Raw genomic sequence first — 16,874 nt, forward strand, 5'->3', positions numbered from 1 at the left:
CGGGAGGGCCGGACATGTCCAAAGCACGCCATTCGCTGACCCGTACCGGGCTCGTCCATCTGGCGCTGATCGGCTACGCGGTGATCTCCATCTTCCCCGTGTTCCTCACGCTTATCAACTCGATGAAGGATCGCAACGCGATCTTCCGCAATCCGATGCAGGTGCCGACTTTCGAGACCTTTGATCTTGTGGGCTACACGACGGTGCTGGGGCAGGGTGATTTCGCGACCTACTTCCAGAACAGCTTCATCGTGACGGTGGTCTCCATCGCGCTCGTGCTGCTGTTCGGCGCCATGGCCGCCTTCGCGCTGTCGGAATACCGCTTCCGCGGCAACATGCTGATGGGGCTCTATCTCGCCATCGGCATCATGATCCCGATCCGCCTCGGCACGGTGGCGATCCTCCAGGGCATGGTGGCGACGGGGCTCGTCAACACGCTGACTGCACTGGTGCTCGTCTACACCGCGCAGGGCATTCCGCTCGCCGTCTTCATCCTGTCGGAGTTCATGCGGACCGTCTCCGACGACCTGAAGAATGCCGGGCGCATCGACGGGCTTTCGGAATATTCGATCTTCTTCCGCCTCGTCCTGCCGCTCGTCAGGCCGGCCATGGCGACGGTCGCGGTCTTCACGATGATCCCGATCTGGAACGACCTGTGGTTCCCGCTGATCCTGGCGCCGAGCGAGGCGACCAAGACGGTGACGCTCGGCTCGCAGATCTTCATCGGCCAGTTCGTCACCAACTGGAATGCGGTGCTCGCGGCCCTGTCGCTCGCGATCCTGCCGGTCCTCGTCCTCTACTTCATCTTCTCGCGGCAGCTGATCCGCGGCATCACCTCGGGAGCAGTCAAGTGAGTTCTGCCATTCGCGTTCTTTCCGCCGGCCTCGGCAATATGGGCCGCAGCCATGCGCTCGCTTATCACGAAAACCCGGGCTTCGAGATCGTCGGGCTGGTCAACCGCTCGAAGGTTCCGGTTCCGGCTGGCCTCGAAGGCTACGAGATCCTGCCGTCCTTCCACGAGGCGCTGAAGGAGCTGAAGCCGGAACTCTGCTCGATCAACACCTATTCGGACAGCCATGCCGAATATGCCATCGCGGCGATGGAAGCCGGCGCCCATGTCTTCGTGGAAAAGCCGCTGGCGACCACGACGGCGGATGCGGAGCGGGTCGTGGCCTGCGCTCGGGCAAACGGCCGCAAGCTGATCGTCGGCTATATCCTGCGCCATCATCCGTCCTGGATGCGGCTCATCGAGGAAGCCCGCAAGCTCGGCGGCCCCTACGTGTTCCGCATGAACCTGAACCAGCAATCGAGCGGCCCGACCTGGGCGACCCACAAGGCGCTGATGCAGACGACGCCGCCGATCGTCGACTGTGGCGTGCACTATCTCGACGTGATGTGCCAGATCACCGACGCGAAACCCGTCGAGGTGCGCGGCATGGGCCTGCGCCTCTCCAACGAGATCGCGCCGGATATGTACAATTACGGCCATCTCCAGGTGTTTTTCGACGACGGCTCGCTCGGCTGGTACGAGGCGGGCTGGGGGCCGATGATCTCGGAGACGGCCTTCTTCGTGAAGGACGTCATGTCGCCGAACGGCTCGGTCTCGATCGTCATGGACCCGAACGCCAAGTCCGACGACATCGATACGCACACCAAGACGGCGGTCATCCGCCTGCACAATGCGGCCACCGGCCCGGACGGCAAATTCCTGTCGCCGGACGAGGACCTGCGCATGGCGGGCGAGCCCGGCCACCAGGAACTCTGCGACCGCGAACAGGCCTTTGTGCTGAAGGCGATCCGTGAGGACATCGATCTCTCGCGCCACATGGACGATGCGGTACAGTCGCTGAAAATCTGCCTTGCGGCCGATGAAAGTGTCAGAACCGGCCAACCGGTCAAGCTTTAAGGGGATATCAGTGGGCTCTCTTCAACTTAAATCGGTGCGCAAGTCCTTCGGCAATGTCGATGTCATCAAGGGCATCGACCTCGACGTGCAGGACGGCGAATTCGTCATCTTCGTCGGCCCCTCAGGCTGCGGGAAATCGACGCTCCTGCGCATCATCGCCGGCCTTGAGGATGCGACCTCCGGCTCGATCAGCATCGACGGGACGGAAGTGGCGACCGTGCCGCCGGCCAAGCGAGGCATCGCCATGGTGTTTCAGTCCTATGCGCTCTATCCGCACCTGACGGTGAAGGACAATATGGGCCTCGGCCTCAAGCAGGCCGGTACGCCGAAAGCGGAGATCGAAAGCCGCGTCGACAAGGCGTCGAACATGCTGTCGCTGGACAAATACCTGGCCCGCCGCCCGGCGGAACTCTCCGGCGGCCAGCGCCAGCGCGTCGCGATCGGCCGCGCCATCGTGCGTGAACCGAAGCTCTTCCTGTTCGACGAGCCGCTTTCCAACCTCGACGCGGCGCTGCGCGTCAACACGCGCCTTGAGATCGCCCGGCTGCATCGGGAGCTCAAGGCGACCATGATCTACGTCACGCACGACCAGGTCGAGGCGATGACGCTGGCCGACAAGATCGTCGTGCTGGATGCCGGCGTGATCCAGCAGATCGGTTCGCCGATGGAGCTCTACAACCGGCCGGCCAACCTCTTCGTCGCCGGTTTCATCGGGTCGCCGGCGATGAACTTCATCGATGCGGGCCGTCTCGGGATTGCAGATGCGAAGACCATCGGTATTAGGCCGGAGCACCTCGCCCTATCGCGCGACAGCGGCGAGTGGCAGGCAAAAGCCGTGCATGTCGAACACCTTGGCGCCGACACGATCGTCTATCTCGAATCGGAGAAGGTGGGCTTCTTCACTGTTCGCCTGTTCGGGGAACATCACTATGCCGTTGATGACGTGGTCTTTGCCACGCCGGGCGCCGGCCAGCTGCATCGTTTCGATGCAAACGGCAAAGCGATACGTTGAGGCCCCTCATCACGATCCCGTGATCGGGATGGATTGCGGCAAATCGTGCTGTGATCTACGATTGTCAAACGTCAGAAACTAACATACAGCCTTGTTTGTATGTTGCGATGCGGTGGTCTGCGATCACCGCATCTTCACGTTTTCAGCACCCTGCCGCCAATTCCGGCCGGCACTGCCTATGGAAGAACCCATGCGTTTCACGAAACCGATTTCGATTGTGACCTTTGGCGCCCTTTTGATTCTCGCCGGCTGCCAGGAAGAACAGGCACAGCAGGGAGGCGCTGCATTTCCGCCGCCGCAGGTGGCCGTGGTCACCGTGAAGGCCGAGGACGTGCCGATCACCAACGACCTGCCGGGCCGCATTGCCGCGACCCGCACGGCGGAAGTGCGCCCGCGCGCGACCGGCATCATCATCGAACGCATCTTCGAGCAGGGTTCGCTGGTCAAGGAAGGCGATGTGCTCTACCGCATCGATCCGGCCTCGTTCCAGGTACAGGTCACCAGCGCCGAGGCGACGCTGCGCCGCGCCAGGGCCGTGCAGGCGCAGGCGCGCAACACTGCCGATCGCCAGGAACAGTTGCGCAAGTCGAACGTCGCCTCCGCGCAGACCTATGACGACGCCGTCGCGCAGCTTGCGCAGGCGGATGCGGACGTAGCGATCGCCGAGGCGAGCCTGGCGACCGCCAAGCTCAACCTCGAATATACCGACGTCAAGGCGCCGATCAGCGGCCGCATCGGCCGCGCGCTGATCACCGAGGGTGCGCTGGTTTCGGCCAACGGCACGGAAAACCTCGCGACGATCCAGCAGCTCGACCCGGTCTATGCCGACTTTACCCAGTCGGCGACGGACCTCATCCGGTTGCGCAAGGCGTTGCAGGACGGCGCCCTGATGGCTGACAACAATTCCGCGAAGGTCAAGCTGGTGCTGGACGACGGCACGGCCTATGCGCATCCGGGCAAGCTGCTGTTCTCCGAAGCCGCCGTCGACGAGACGACCGGCCAGGTGACGTTGCGCGGCGAATTCCCGAACCCGGACGGCGACCTGCTGCCGGGCATGTATGTGCGCGTGCAGATCGAGCAGGGCATCGAGAAGGACGCCGTGATCGTGCCGCAGCAAGCCGTGCAGCGCGACGCATCGGGCAGCGCGCTCGTCTACGTCGTTTCCGCCGATAACAAGGCCGGCACCCGCAGCGTGCGCGTTGGCCGTGCCGCCGGCACGAACTGGGTCATCACAGATGGCCTGAAGAACGGCGAGAAGATCATCGTTGAAGGCTTCCAGAAGGTCCAGCCGGGCGGCGAAGTCGTGCCGGCCGAATGGGATCCGAATGCGGTTTCCAGGGACTCACAGCCGGCTGCCGAAGGGGATGCTGCCAAGACCGGTGAAGCCGGCAAAGCGGAAGACGGTGCTGCAAAGACCGACGAGGCTGGCAAGGCGGAAGGCGGCGAGGACGCTGCCAAGTCCGAGCCGGCGAAGTGAGGATCTGAACGATGCCCAGTTTTTTCATCGACAGGCCGATTTTCGCCTGGGTCGTCGCGATCTTCATCATGATCGCCGGCGCCATCTCCATCCCGTTGTTGCCGATCGCGCAATATCCGGATGTCGCCCCGCCGCAGATCACGGTGTCGACGACTTATTCCGGCGCGTCCTCGCAGGATACCTACCAGAGCGTCACCAAGCTCATCGAGGATGAGCTGAACGGCGTCGAAGGCATGCTCTATTTCGAATCGACCTCGAGTGCCTCGGGTTCGGCCGAAATCAACATAACCTTCGCGCCCGGCACCGATCCGAGCCAGGCCTCGGTCGACGTGCAGAACCGCGTCAGCCGCGTCGAGCCGCGCCTGCCCGATTCCGTGCGTCGCCAGGGCGTGCAGGTCGAAGAAGCCGGCTCCGGCTTCCTGCTCATCGTCGCGCTGACCTCCACCGATGGCTCGATGGATGCCATCAGCCTCGGCGACTACGTCAACCGCAACGTCCTTTCCGAAATCCAGCGCGTGCCGGGCGTCGGCCGTGCGCAGTTGTTCGCCACGCAGCGCTCCATGCGCATCTGGCTCGATCCCGCCAAGATGCTCGGCCTCAACCTGACGGCCGCCGATATTACGGCCGCCGTCGAGGCGCAGAACGCCCAGATCGCCGCCGGCTCCATCGGTGCGCAGCCGAACCCGATCACCCAGCAGATCGCGGCCCCGGTCAACATCAAGGGCCAGCTGACGACGCCGGAAGAGTTCGGCGCCATCGTGCTGCGTGCGAACGCGGACGGCTCCGCCGTGCGGCTTCGCGACGTCGCGCGCATCGAAGTGGGCGGCGAGACCTATTCCTTCTCGACGCGCCTCAACGGTCAGCCTTCGGCCGCTGTCGCCGTGCAGCTCTCGCCGACCGGCAACGCCATGGCGACCTCCGAGGCGATCAAGGCGCGCATGGACGAGCTTGCGGAATTCTTCCCGCCGGGCCTCGAATATTCGACGCCCTATGACACCTCGCCCTTCGTCAAGGTGTCGATCGAGAAGGTCGTGCACACGCTGCTCGAAGCCGTCGGCCTCGTGTTCCTCGTGATGTTCCTGTTCCTGCAGAACATCCGCTACACGATCATCCCGACGCTCGTCGTTCCTGTCGCCCTTCTCGGCACCTGCGCCGTCATGCTCGCCATGGGTTTCTCCATCAACGTGCTGACCATGTTCGCGATGGTGCTCGCCATCGGCATTCTCGTCGACGATGCGATCATCGTCGTGGAGAACGTCGAGCGCATCATGTCGGAAGAGGGCCTGCCGCCGAAGGAGGCGACCCGCAAGGCGATGAAGCAGATCACCGGCGCCGTCATCGGCATCACGCTGGTGCTCGCCTCGGTGTTCATCCCGATGGGCTTCTTCCCGGGCGCCGTCGGCGTCATCTACCAGCAGTTCTCGCTGACGATGGTCGTCTCGATCCTGTTCTCGGCCTTCCTCGCGCTCTCGCTGACGCCGGCGCTGGCGGGCAGCTTCCTGAAGCAGGTCCCGAAGGGCCACCATCACACCAAGCGCGGCTTCTTCGGCTGGTTCAACCGTGGCTTCGACCGCTCCTCGAAGGGCTATAGCGGCAGCGTGAGCTGGCTGATCCGCCGGACCGGCCGGTTCATGGTGATCTACCTCGCCATCCTCGCCGGCCTCGGCTACCTGTTCATGAAGCTGCCGTCGTCGTTCCTGCCGGACGAGGACCAGGGCTTCGCCATCGTCATGATGCAGCTTCCCTCGGAAGCGACGGGCCACCGGACCGACGAGGTGCTGACCCAGGTCGAGCAGATCTTCGGCAAGGAACCCGCGGTCGAGACGATCGTCGGTATCAACGGCTTCTCCTTCTTCGGTTCGGGGCAGAACGCGGGCCTCGCCTTCGTGACGCTGAAGGACTGGAGCGAGCGCGGGCCGGAGAACTCGGCGCAGGCAATTGCGGGGCGCGCGAGCGGGGCGATGAGCCAGATCAAGGATGCAATCAGCTTCGCGCTGTCGCCGCCGCCGATCCAGGGTCTTGGCACGACGGGCGGCTTCTCGTTCCGTCTCCAGGACCGCGGTGGCCTCGGCCAGCAGGCGCTGTCGGCCGCAAGTGCCCAGCTCCTCGGCCTCGCGGCCCAGAGCAATGTGGTTGCGGGCGTGCGCGTTGAAGGCATGCCGGATGCGGCGCAGGTCAATGTCGTGATCGACCGTGAGAAGGCCAACACCTTCGGCGTGACCTTCGCCGACATCAACTCGACCATCTCGACCAATCTCGGCTCGACCTACGTCAACGACTTCCCGAATGCCGGGCGCATGCAGCGCGTGACGGTCCAGGCGGACCAGAACGAACGCATGCAGGTGGCCGATCTTCTGAAGCTCAACGTGCGCAATTCGAGCGGGGGCATGGTGCCGCTCTCGGCCTTTGCGACCGCGGAGTGGACGATGGCGCCGACGCAGACGGTCGGCTACAACGGCTATCCCGCCGTGCGCTTCAGCGGAGATACGAAGCCCGGCTTCTCCTCCGGTGACGCGATTGCGGAAATGCAGCGGCTCGCCGCCCAGCTTCCGCCGGGCTTCGGCTACGAGTGGACGGGCCAGTCGTTGCAGGAAATCCAGTCCGGTTCGCAGGCGCCGATCCTTGTCGGCCTGTCGATCTTGCTGGTGTTCCTGTGCCTTGCGGCGCTTTATGAAAGCTGGTCGATCCCGTTTGCGGTCATCCTCGTCGTGCCGCTCGGCGTCATCGGCGCGGTCATCGCGGTCACGCTGCGCGACATGTCGAACGACGTGTACTTCAAGGTGGGCCTGATCGCGATCATCGGCCTGTCGGCGAAGAACGCCATCCTGATCATCGAGTTCGCCAAGGAGCTGATGGAGGACGGCAAGTCGCTGATCGATGCGACGATCGAGGCCTGCCACCTGCGCTTCCGCCCGATCCTGATGACCTCGCTCGCCTTCACGCTCGGCGTTCTGCCGCTCGCGATCGCGACCGGCGCAAGCTCGGGCAGCCAGCGTGCCATCGGCACCGGCGTGATGGGCGGCATGATCACTGCCACGGTGCTCGCCATCTTCTTCGTGCCGATCTTCTTCGTCTTCGTGATGAAGCTGTTCGGCTACGGCAAGAAGAAAAAGGAGGAGCCGGCTCCGGTCGCAAGCCCGGCGGAGTAGGCCGCCATGCGCCGGACCAAGGCAGAGGCCAAGGAAACCCGCCAGCAGATCCTGCTGGCGGCCGAAAAGGTCTTTTACGAAAAGGGTGTCGCACACGCCTCCATGGAGGATGTGGCGCGCGCCGCGGGGGTCACCCGCGGCGCCATCTACTGGCACTTCGCCAATCGGGCGGATCTCGTGCTGGAACTCTACAACTCGCTGCCCATGCCGCAGGAAGATCTCATTGCCCGCGAGCTGGAGGCGGAGAACGCCGATGTCTTCGGCGTTCTGGAGCGGGTGGGCCGGGAATGGCTTGAACTTCTCGCCACCGACGAACACCGCCAGCGCATCCTCTCGATCCTGCTGCGATGCGATACCAGCGGCGAATTCGCCGCCATTTCCGAACGCCAGAACGATCTGGACGACGAGCATATGCAAGCGCTGGAAGCAGCCTTTGCCAAGGCGGAGGGCCAGGGCAAGCTCGGCGGCGCATGGACGCCACGCTCCGCGGCGTCCATGCTGCGCTGGGTCATCAAGGGGCTATGCTCGGAATGGCTGCTGTTCGGCCGCCGGTTCGACATTGCCAGCGAAGGCAAGGACGCGCTGCACCGGCTGTTTGCGACCTATGCCTCGCACGCGCCATCGGCGCGATAGGCCTCCAGCCGCGCGATCCAGTCGGCGCCGATCTTCCAGCGCCTGAGCACCGAAACGGGATCCTCCGCATCGAGCCGCGAACAGATGCGGTAGATTTCCAGCACCTCCGGCGTCATCTCGCCGCGCTGGCAGAAATACATCGCCGCCGCATAGCGCGCCCGCCCGGACCATTCGGCGCCCGGCGGTGTTGCGATGATCTGCCAGTTGCAGCGGGTTTCCTCGTCCATTTTACTTGAGGCCGGGCGGTGTGGCCGTGCGGCGGGCGAGCTTGACGAAGGGCCGCGGCACGATCTTCGCGCGCTTCATCATCTTCTGGTATTTCAGCTCGCGCATTGCATAGATCTCCACCCAGAGGTCGTCCGTGAACTTCGAGCCGTAGGGGCGTTCGAGGCTGGCGATCGCTATGTTGCGCTTGGCCGTCGGCGACCAGATCGCGGCGGTGACGAGACCGGCCTCGTGTTTCTGGCGATGATAGACGAGGGCATGCTCGGCGGGAATATTCCCTTCGATTTCAAGGCCGACGAGGATGTGCTTCAGAGTTTGATTCCGCCGCGCATCGAGGATCGCGCGCCGCCCGTTGAAGTTCGGCTTGTCCGGATCGACCAGCCATTCCAGGCCGATTTCATCGGGCATGCGCACCCGGTCGGCGCGCAACGCGCCTTCGGCGGTGACAAAATCCGCATTGGCGACGATGAAGCCCGTCTCGATGCGCGCCTGGTCGAGCGCGCCGAAGCCGATCGCGCGGATGGCGTGTTCCTGCCCGGCGTTCCACAGGCGGTCCCACAGGGAGAGCGCCTTTGCGCGCGGCACGAAGAGTTCGTAGCCGAGGTCGCCGGTAAAGCCGGTGCGCGAGATCGTCACCGTGCCGTCCTCATGCGGGAATGTGGCGATGTCGAAGGGTTTCAGTTTTTCCGTGCCGATGAAGCCGGCATCGCGCAGCACCGCGTGGCTGGTCGGTCCTTGCAGGGCGAGGCCGGCGATTTCCTCCGTCTCCTCGCGGATATCGACGGAAAAGCCGAAGGCGCTGTCGAGCAGCCAGGGCAGGTGGCGTTCCTGGCAGCAGAGGCGGAATTCCTGCTCGCCGAGGCGGAAGAGCGTGCCGTCGTCCAGCACATGGCCGTGGTCGTCGCACCAGGCGGTGTAGTGCACGCGGTTGACGCCGAGTTTCCGGACGTCGCGCAGCGTCAGGCGGTTCAGGTAGCGTTCGGCATCCGCGCCGGTGATGCGGTATTTCACCATCGGCGAGATGTCGAAGAGCGCGGCGGTGGAGCGTATGGCGAAATATTCGAGTTCGCTGTCGAACAGCGAATGCGGCGCCTTGTAGCCCGCCCAGTTGTACCAGTCGTTCACCTCGCTCAGCGCCATCAGCCGGTCGTGGAACGGTGTTTCCAGGCGGGGCAGGCGGATGTGGTCGCGCGCGGTGCGGCGCAGTTCGGCGGCGGATTTCGTCATGGCGTTCATGCTTTCGCTCCCGAAAGGATGTGGCGCGCGGCGTTCCAGCCCGGCAGGCCGGAAATGCCGCCGCCCGGATGCGCACCGGCGCTGGCGAGAAACAGCCCCTCGATCGGCGTCCTGTAGCCGGAGGCAGCACTGGTCGGCCGGTTGATCAGCAGCTGGTCGGCCTGCAATTCGCCGTGATGCCAGTGGCCGCCAGGCAGATTGTACTCCGCCTCGATATCGACCGGCGTCATCAGGCTGGCGGCAACGACGGATTTTCCGATGCCCGGCGCGTGACGCTCCAGCGTCTCCAGCACGATCTTCAGGAAAGCCGGCTTGCCAGCCTCCCAGCCTGCCTTAAGGCGATAGGGTGCGTATTGCACGAGCGCGGAGAGCGTGCAGCCGCCGGCGGGCGCCAGCGAGGGATCGGCAAGGCTTGGCAACGTTATCTCCATCACCGGATCGCTGGAGAACTCGCCATATTTCGCCGGGTTGAAGGCGCTTTCCACCTGCTGCATCGAGCGTACCAGCACGATGCGTCCGTTGCGGTCCGCGGCCGGAAGGCCTTGGAAATCCGGGACACTGTCGAGCGCAAGATCGAGCTTGGCGACGTTGCCGTAGCTGCGCACATTCTTCACCGAGCGCACGAAGCCGGTGCCGCTTTCGGCGGGGTCGACGAGGTTGAGGAAGGTGGTCTGCGGATGGATCGCCGAGACGACGATGGGGGCGGTGATCTCCGTGCCGTCGCTTGTGACGACGCCGCTCGTGCGGCCGCGGTCGGCGAGGATTCGGCCGACGGGCGTGCCACAGCGGATGGTCACGCCGGCCTTTTCCGCCGCGCGCACGAAGGCGGGGGCGACGCTCGCCATGCCGCCGGCGGGGACATATTGGCCGCCCGTCTTGCCGGCAACGTCGCCGGTCAAGCGGTAGTAGAGGCCGAGCAGCGAGGTGGGGGAGCGGGGGCCGAGATGCACGCCGAGCGTGGCATCGAAGGCGACGAGGCCCTTCAGGCGGTCGTCGGTCAGATATTCGTCCGCCACGTCGGCGACGTTCATCAGCAGCATGCGCAGGAAATCGCGGCCTTCGCTGCGGCCTTTGCGGATCAGCCCGAGGCCGGCGGCGGCAAAGGTCGCGAAATCGCCGAGCGCGATGGCGCCGATCTGCGGCGGCGGGCGGCGCAGGAAGCGCTTCAGCACGCCGGCCTGGAAGGCGAGCTTCGTGCGCATGGCGGCGAACGCGGCGGCCTCTTCGGCGGAGACGCCGTCGATGCTCTCGCCATAGGCACCCTTGAGCACGACGGCCTTGCCGGAGCCGTCGAGCACGGTCGTTGGCAGCAGCGTCTCGCCGCCTGCAAGATCGAGGCCGAGGTCGCGGGCGACTTCGGCATCCAGCCGGTTGACGAGATGGGCGAGGCCGGCGGAGCGGAAGCCGGGGGCGAATTCGCGGCCCCGGGTCGCGCCGCCCGGTTCGTTCGCTGCTTCCAGCACCAGCACCTTGCGGCCGCCCTTGGCGAGGCGGGTGGCGGCGGCGAGCCCGTTGTGGCCGGCGCCGATAACGATCGCATCAAATGACGTCATGGGCTTTGCTCATCTGTTCGGGATTACGCTTCAGGTCGCGCAGGATTTCGGCGGCGGCGTTGCGGCCGGGCGCGCCCATGACGCCGCCGCCCGGATGGGTGGACGAGCCGCACATGTAGAGCCCGTGGATGGGGCTGCGGTACTGGGCGTAACCCGGCACCGGGCGGTTGAAGAGAAGCTGGTCGAAGGTGAGTTCGCCCTGGAAGATGTTGCCTTCCGTGAGGCCCACCTCGTTCTCGATTTCGCGCGGCGTGCGCACTTCCATATGCACGATGCGCTCGCGGAAACCGGGCGAATAGCTGGCGATCTGGCTGATGACGGTTTCGGCGAAGGCGTCGCGGTCGGCATCCGTCCAGTCGCGGCCCTCCACCTTCGGCGGGCAATATTGCACGAAGCAGCTCATGAAATGTTTGCCGGGCGAGGCCATGGTCGGGTCGAGCGTCGTGGGGATGACCATGTCGAGGAAGGGATCGGCCGACCAGCGCCCATCCTTCCAGTCGTCATAGGCGCGCTCCATGCGCTCGATCGAATCGGTGAAATGCATGTCGCCGCGCATGCAGGAGGAGCCCTCGGGCAGTGCGGGAAATTCCGGCAGGCTGTCGAGCGCGATGTTCACCTTGCCGGAGGAGCCGCGCATCTTGAAGTGCTTGACGCGGTGGACGAAGTCGCCCGGCAGCGCGTCCTCGTCCACGAGCTTCAGGAAGGTGCGCTTCACATCGGCGTTCGAGACGACGAGATCGGCGCGCACCTCATCGCCATTGGCGAGCACGACGCCCGTCGTGCGGCCGCCGCGGGCGAGGATCTTCGAGACTTCGGCATCGGTGCGGATGGTGCCGCCCGCGGCCTCGAAGGAGCGGGCGAGCGCCTGCGTAACGGCGCCCATGCCGCCGCGGGCATAACCCCAGGCGCCGACGGAGCCGTCCACTTCGCCCATATAGTGGTGGAGGAGGACATAGGCCGTGCCGGGCGACATGGGGCCGAGCGCGGTGCCGATGATGCCGGAAAGCGCCAGATAGGCCTTGATGACGTCCGTCTCGAAATATTCGTCGAGATAGTCGGAGATCGACATGGTCCAGAAGCGCAGCGTCTCGGCCATTTCGTGCGGGCTGAATTCGCCGAATTTCTTGGCGAGATAGAGCAATTCGGAAATGTCGCGCGGGCGGAAGCTGAACGGGTCGGGCGCGGTGCGCATCAGCAAGGGCTGGATGAAGCGGCACTGGCGGGTGACGTCGCGGGCGTAGCGCTCGTAGGCCTCGGCGTCTCGCTTCGAGTAGCGCGCGAATTCGCGGCGATGGCTGTCGTGGTCGCGGTAGGAGGCGAGGTAGTCGCCATCGCGGGTGAAGACCGCGCCGCCCTCGTAGGCGATGACCTGGAGGCCGTGTTTCGGCAGTTCGAGATCGCGCATGATCTCGGGCCGGAACAGCGAGCAGACGTAGGAACAGTTGGAATAGAGGAAGCCGGGCGTGAGCTCGCGGCTGGTCGCGGCACCGCCGACCCACCCATTCTTTTCCAGCACCGCGACCTTGAGGCCGGAGCGCTGGAGATAACACGCCGTGACCAGCCCATTATGGCCGCCGCCGACGATCAGGGCGTCGTACTTTTGCATTTTCGATGTCTCCCTTGTTTCTAAAAGCTGCATCAAAAGCAAAATGTTGTCCAGAGATTCTGAATGATCATTCAGCAAGTATCTTGCAATCTCCTGATTATGCGCTAGAATTTCGACCCATGGACAAGCGCACGGCCACGCGGCCGCTAGGGTGACGGAGGCCATGACGGCGACGGTTGAGGACGGTGCGGCCCTGGAGCCCGAATATGACGAGGCGGCGATCCGCTTTCTCGGCGTGCTGTGGGGCGAGGGCTATCTTTCGCCCGGCGGGCCGGCAGAGGTCGACCGCGTGCTTTCGGGCGTTGCGCTCAAGGGCCGGCATGTTCTCGATTTCGGCTGTGGTGCGGGTGGCATCACGCTGCATATCGCCAGGACCTATGCGCCGGCCGAAATCGTCGGCTACGACGTGGAGCAGCCGGTGATCGACCGGGCGCGGACGGCCGCGACAGCGGCGGGGCTTTCATCCGTCGCGCGCTTCGTTTCCAGCCCGCCGGGGCGCCTGCCGTTCGATGACGGGCAATTCGACGTCATCTTCTCCAAGGATGCGATGATCCATGTGCCGGACAAGGAGGCGCTGTTTTCCGAGCTTTTTCGTGTGCTGAAGCCCGGCGGGGTCTTTGCCGCATCCGACTGGCTGATCGCGCATGACGGCGAGCCGAGCCCAGAGATGAAGGATTATATCGCCGCCGAGGGCCTGAGCTTCGGCATGGCCTCGTCGCGCCGCTACTTGCGCGCGATGGCGGCGGCGGGGTTCGTGGACGGCGCGGTGGAAAGCCGCAATGCCTGGTATCGCGACGTGGCGCGCGACGAGCTCGCGCGGCTGAAGGGACCGCTCTACGCCGCCGCGGTGGCGGCCGTGGGCGAGGCCCATGTCGAGAAGAATATCCGCACCTGGACGGCCATGCAGAAGGTTCTTGACAGCGGGGAGCATTGTCCCACTCATCTGCGCGGCAGCAAGCCGGCCGCGGGAGTGAGCCCGTGACCGTGCTGCTCAGAAATCCCAAGGGCAAGGTGACGGTGAAGATGCGGGCAGGCGGGGCTGAACAGGGCTCGGGCGACGGCGAGAAGCGGGGCCGCAAGGCCTCCAAGGAAACGAGGCGGCAGCAGCTCATCGAGGCGACGATCGATTCGCTCGCCAAGCGCGGATATTCCGATACCACGCTCGCCGACGTGGCTGACGGCGCCGGCCTTTCCCGCGGCATCGTCAACTTCCATTTCGAGAGCAAGGAAAACCTGCTCATCGCGACGCTGCAATATATGTCGGAAGAGTATGGCGACCATTGGAATGCCGCGCTGGAAAAGGCCGGTCCAAGCGTCGCCAGCCGCCTGTGGGCCATCGTTCACGCGGATTTCGACCGCAAGATCTGCACCAAGCGCAAGCTGGCCGCCTGGTGCGCCTTTTGGGGCGAGGCGAAGTCGCGGCCGACCTACCAGGCGCTCTGCGGCGCGCGCGACGTCAAATACCAGGAAACCGTGATCTCGCTCTGCACCGAGCTGAAGGCCGAGGGCGGCTATGCCTACGAGCCGGAGCCGATGGCGCTGTCGCTCTGCGCCATGCTGGAAGGCCTGTGGCTGCGCCTGATGATGGGCGACGGCACGACGCGGGAGAAGGCGCTGGAGGCGGCGATCGCCTTCGTCGCGATCGCCTTCCCGAAACATCTCACGATCCAAGGACCACAACCACAATAGGGAACCCGAAAACGGGGAAGGAGTACGGCATGAAGACTGCTAACACGGCCAGGCGCACCACAACGGCGGCATTGGCCGCTCTCCTCGCCCTCACAACCGCGCTTCCCGCCTTCGCCGCCGATACGCTCACCGTCTTCGACTGGTCCGGCTACGAGGACCCCGCCTTCCACCCCGCCTACACCGAAAAACACGGCGGCTCGCCGGATTTCTCGTTCTTTGGCGATGAGGAGGAAGCCTTCCAGAAGCTGCGCTCCGGCTTCAAGGCCGATATCGCGCATCCTTGCGCGCAGAGCATTGTCAAATGGCGCGAGGCCGGGCTGCTGGAGCCGCTCGACACCGCCAAGCTCACGGCCTGGAACGACATGCTGCCGGCCTTCAAGTCGATGAAGAACCTGATGACGGCCGAAGACGGCACGGCCTGGTTCATCCCCTTCGAATGGGGCAACACGGTGCTGACCTATCGCACCGATACGGTGAAGCCGGAAGAAGTCGCCTCGTTGAAGGCCTTTGCCGATCCGAAGTTCAAGGATCGCGTGTCGATCGGCGACAATGTCGATGACGCCTACGCGCTGGCGGGCCTCGCCATCGGCCTCAAGGACCTGACGGCGATGACGGATGCGCAATTCCAGGAGGCGTCGGCCTTCCTGCGCGCGGTGCACCAGAACGTGCGGCTCTACTGGACGGACAACACGGACCTCAGCCAGGCGATGGCCAGCGGCGAGGTCGATCTCGCCTGGGCGTGGAACGAGACGGCGACGACGCTGCAGGCCGAGGGCCAGCCGGTGGTGATCAAGAAGGATACGACGGAGGGGCTTTCCACCTGGGTCTGCGGCTATTCGCGGCTGAAGGGCGGCGAAGGCAGCGTCGATCTCGCCTATGACTACCTGAACGCCGTCACCGATCCGGCCGTTGCCGCCTATATGGTGGAAAGCTGGGGTTATGGCCATTCCAACGCCAAGGGCATGGCCGCCGTCGACCCGAAGATCCTTGCCGACAAGGGCTATGCCGATGTCGATTCCTTCGTCGCCAACACGCTCTTCCAGGCGCCGATCCCGACGGAACTGCGACAGAAGATGATCGCAGAGTTCGAGAAGATCAAATCGGGGTATTGAGGGGAAGGCTGCCCCTCATCCGGCCTGCCGGCCACCTTCTCCCCGTAAACGGGGAGAAGGACGTTGGGGCAATGTTCTGCCAAAGATCGACGGAAAACAGTGCGGCGTGTCCCTTCGCCCCGCTTGCGGGGAGAAGGTCGCGGCAGCGGGATGAGGGGCTTTTTTACACCCGCGCGACCGGCGGATCCTCCGCCAGCAGCACGAAGGCATCCGGATCGTAGGCGAGGCGGATTTCTGCGCCGATCGGCAGGTCGTCTGCGCCGTGATCGTTGGTCTCGACCATGGAGAGCGGCTGTTCCAGCCCGTCGACGCCGACCGTCAGGTGGGTGACCTCGCCGAAATAGGCGCGGTTTTCGATGCGGCCGGCGAGTTCGTGCGGGGCGCGATCGTTATCCCACAAGAGACGCAGGCGTTCCGGGCGGATGCCGACGGTGACGTGGCCGTTCTCGGCGGCAAAACCGTGCGGCTTGTCGAGGTTGACAGCGCCGAAGCGGGCGGCGTCGACCGAGACGGCGTTGCCCTGTTCGCCCAGCACCTTCGCTTTCAGGAAATTCATGCCGCCGAGGAAGTCGGCGACTTTCCGCGTGCGCGGGCGCTGGTAGATTTCCTTCGGCGTCGCGATCTGCGCGATGCGGCCGCCGAACATCACGGCGATGCGGTCGGAGAGCGCCAGCGCCTCGTACTGGTCGTGCGTGACGAGGATGAAGGTGATGCCGACGGCCTTTTGCAGCGTACGCAGCTCGACTTGCATTTCCTCGCGCAGCTTCTTGTCGAGGGCCGACAGCGGCTCGTCGAGCAGCAGCACCTTCGGGCGCATGACGAGGGCGCGGGCGAGTGCCACGCGCTGGCGCTGGCCGCCGGAAAGCTCGTGCGCCTTGCGTTTTCCGAGGCTGGACAAGCGCACCTGATCGAGCGCGTCGCCGACGCGTTTCTTCTCGTCTTCCGGCGAGAGTTTCAGCCGCTTCAGGCCGTAGGCGACGTTTTCCGCGACGTCGAGATGGGGGAAGATGGCGTAGTTCTGGAACACCATGTTGGTCGGCCGCTTGTTCGGCGGCAGCGCCAGCGAGGGTGCGCCGTCGATGAAGATCTCGCCGGCCGTCGGCGTCTCGAAGCCGGCGATGGAGCGCAGCAGCGTGGTCTTGCCGCAGCCGGAGGGGCCAAGCAGCGAGAAGAACTCGCCTTCGCCGATGGTCAGCGAGACGTCGTCGAGCGCCTTGTAGATGCCGTAGAACTTCGACACGTTCTGGATTTCGATCATGGGACGGTCGGGCATTTG

General features: G+C 64.8%; 14 protein-coding genes. 9 read left to right on the forward strand and 5 right to left on the reverse strand.

Translation table 11 applies throughout. From position 1 onward, the window contains the following. Positions 1–14: 14 nt before the first annotated feature. The 6 genes from AC1RWL_RS10935 (at position 15) to AC1RWL_RS10960 (ending at position 8,177) form a co-directional block, all read left to right on the forward strand. Positions 15–854 carry a carbohydrate ABC transporter permease gene (locus AC1RWL_RS10935; RefSeq protein WP_256117094.1) on the forward strand — a complete coding sequence of 280 codons (840 nt, stop codon included), beginning with the start codon at positions 15–17 and terminating at the stop codon, positions 852–854. After that, entirely contained in the window at positions 851–1,906 is a 1,056-nt protein-coding gene (locus AC1RWL_RS10940) for a Gfo/Idh/MocA family protein (protein WP_439616305.1), read from the forward strand. Before AC1RWL_RS10935 ends, AC1RWL_RS10940 begins: the two co-directional genes overlap by 4 nt. A gap of 10 nt (positions 1,907–1,916) precedes the next feature. Further along, entirely contained in the window at positions 1,917–2,918 is a 1,002-nt protein-coding gene (locus tag AC1RWL_RS10945) for an ABC transporter ATP-binding protein (protein WP_256117091.1), read from the forward strand. Positions 2,919–3,108: 190 nt separating this feature from the next. Further along, positions 3,109–4,395 (forward strand): efflux RND transporter periplasmic adaptor subunit, encoded by a 1,287-nt coding sequence (locus AC1RWL_RS10950; RefSeq protein WP_493094765.1) that lies wholly within the window; start codon positions 3,109–3,111, stop codon positions 4,393–4,395. Positions 4,396–4,406: 11 nt separating this feature from the next. Beyond that, positions 4,407–7,544, forward strand: coding sequence for a multidrug efflux RND transporter permease subunit (locus tag AC1RWL_RS10955; RefSeq protein WP_493094764.1), 3,138 nt, complete (start codon positions 4,407–4,409; stop codon positions 7,542–7,544). A gap of 6 nt (positions 7,545–7,550) precedes the next feature. Then, a complete protein-coding gene (locus tag AC1RWL_RS10960; protein ID WP_435267993.1) occupies positions 7,551–8,177 on the forward strand; it encodes a TetR family transcriptional regulator in 627 nt (208 codons plus the stop codon). On the opposite strand, the gene AC1RWL_RS10965 is transcribed toward AC1RWL_RS10960, so the two are convergent. From AC1RWL_RS10965 to AC1RWL_RS10980, 4 genes are read right to left on the reverse strand one after another with little or no spacing between them, the layout of a single operon-like run. After that, entirely contained in the window at positions 8,147–8,404 is a 258-nt protein-coding gene (locus AC1RWL_RS10965) for a hypothetical protein (protein ID WP_256117087.1), read from the reverse strand. The two genes, AC1RWL_RS10960 and AC1RWL_RS10965, sit on opposite strands and share 31 nt — an antisense overlap. Position 8,405: 1 nt before the next feature. Then, the gene (locus AC1RWL_RS10970) at positions 8,406–9,629 is read right to left on the reverse strand and encodes an aminomethyl transferase family protein (RefSeq protein WP_493094958.1); all 1,224 of its coding nucleotides are present in this window, start codon (positions 9,627–9,629) and stop codon (positions 8,406–8,408) included. A gap of 5 nt (positions 9,630–9,634) precedes the next feature. Then, positions 9,635–11,191 (reverse strand): phytoene desaturase family protein, encoded by a 1,557-nt coding sequence (locus AC1RWL_RS10975; protein ID WP_493094763.1) that lies wholly within the window; start codon positions 11,189–11,191, stop codon positions 9,635–9,637. After that, positions 11,178–12,797, reverse strand: coding sequence for a phytoene desaturase family protein (locus AC1RWL_RS10980; RefSeq protein WP_493094762.1), 1,620 nt, complete (start codon positions 12,795–12,797; stop codon positions 11,178–11,180). Before AC1RWL_RS10980 ends, AC1RWL_RS10975 begins: the two co-directional genes overlap by 14 nt. A gap of 163 nt (positions 12,798–12,960) precedes the next feature. Here AC1RWL_RS10980 and AC1RWL_RS10985 point away from each other — a divergent pair, with 163 nt between their 5' ends. From AC1RWL_RS10985 to AC1RWL_RS10995, 3 genes are read left to right on the forward strand one after another with little or no spacing between them, the layout of a single operon-like run. Then, positions 12,961–13,779, forward strand: coding sequence for a methyltransferase domain-containing protein (locus tag AC1RWL_RS10985; protein WP_493094761.1), 819 nt, complete (start codon positions 12,961–12,963; stop codon positions 13,777–13,779). A gap of 41 nt (positions 13,780–13,820) precedes the next feature. Then, entirely contained in the window at positions 13,821–14,486 is a 666-nt protein-coding gene (locus AC1RWL_RS10990) for a TetR family transcriptional regulator C-terminal domain-containing protein (protein WP_256117772.1), read from the forward strand. A gap of 29 nt (positions 14,487–14,515) precedes the next feature. Then, positions 14,516–15,598 carry an extracellular solute-binding protein gene (locus AC1RWL_RS10995; RefSeq protein WP_493094760.1) on the forward strand — a complete coding sequence of 361 codons (1,083 nt, stop codon included), beginning with the start codon at positions 14,516–14,518 and terminating at the stop codon, positions 15,596–15,598. Between the two features lie 163 nt (positions 15,599–15,761). Here AC1RWL_RS10995 and AC1RWL_RS11000 read toward each other — a convergent pair whose 3' ends face one another. Next, complete coding sequence (locus tag AC1RWL_RS11000; RefSeq protein WP_493094957.1) at positions 15,762–16,856, reverse strand: ABC transporter ATP-binding protein; 1,095 nt, start codon at positions 16,854–16,856, stop codon at positions 15,762–15,764. Positions 16,857–16,874: the final 18 nt, after the last annotated feature.

It is taken from the genome of Shinella sp. GW821-FHT10F02 (assembly GCF_058809275.1).

Coding starts and splice junctions, on each gene's coding strand:
- AC1RWL_RS10960 (WP_435267993.1), top strand. CDS start 7,551: ATGCGCCGGACCAAGGCAGAGGCCAAGGAAACCCGCCAGCAGATCCTG.
- AC1RWL_RS10955 (WP_493094764.1), top strand. CDS start 4,407: ATGCCCAGTTTTTTCATCGACAGGCCGATTTTCGCCTGGGTCGTCGCG.
- AC1RWL_RS10975 (WP_493094763.1), bottom strand. CDS start 11,191: ATGACGTCATTTGATGCGATCGTTATCGGCGCCGGCCACAACGGGCTC.
- AC1RWL_RS10990 (WP_256117772.1), top strand. CDS start 13,821: ATGCGGGCAGGCGGGGCTGAACAGGGCTCGGGCGACGGCGAGAAGCGG.
- AC1RWL_RS10935 (WP_256117094.1), top strand. CDS start 15: ATGTCCAAAGCACGCCATTCGCTGACCCGTACCGGGCTCGTCCATCTG.
- AC1RWL_RS10970 (WP_493094958.1), bottom strand. CDS start 9,629: ATGACGAAATCCGCCGCCGAACTGCGCCGCACCGCGCGCGACCACATC.
- AC1RWL_RS10995 (WP_493094760.1), top strand. CDS start 14,516: ATGAAGACTGCTAACACGGCCAGGCGCACCACAACGGCGGCATTGGCC.
- AC1RWL_RS10950 (WP_493094765.1), top strand. CDS start 3,109: ATGCGTTTCACGAAACCGATTTCGATTGTGACCTTTGGCGCCCTTTTG.
- AC1RWL_RS10965 (WP_256117087.1), bottom strand. CDS start 8,404: ATGGACGAGGAAACCCGCTGCAACTGGCAGATCATCGCAACACCGCCG.
- AC1RWL_RS10985 (WP_493094761.1), top strand. CDS start 12,961: ATGACGGCGACGGTTGAGGACGGTGCGGCCCTGGAGCCCGAATATGAC.
- AC1RWL_RS10980 (WP_493094762.1), bottom strand. CDS start 12,797: ATGCAAAAGTACGACGCCCTGATCGTCGGCGGCGGCCATAATGGGCTG.
- AC1RWL_RS11000 (WP_493094957.1), bottom strand. CDS start 16,856: ATGATCGAAATCCAGAACGTGTCGAAGTTCTACGGCATCTACAAGGCG.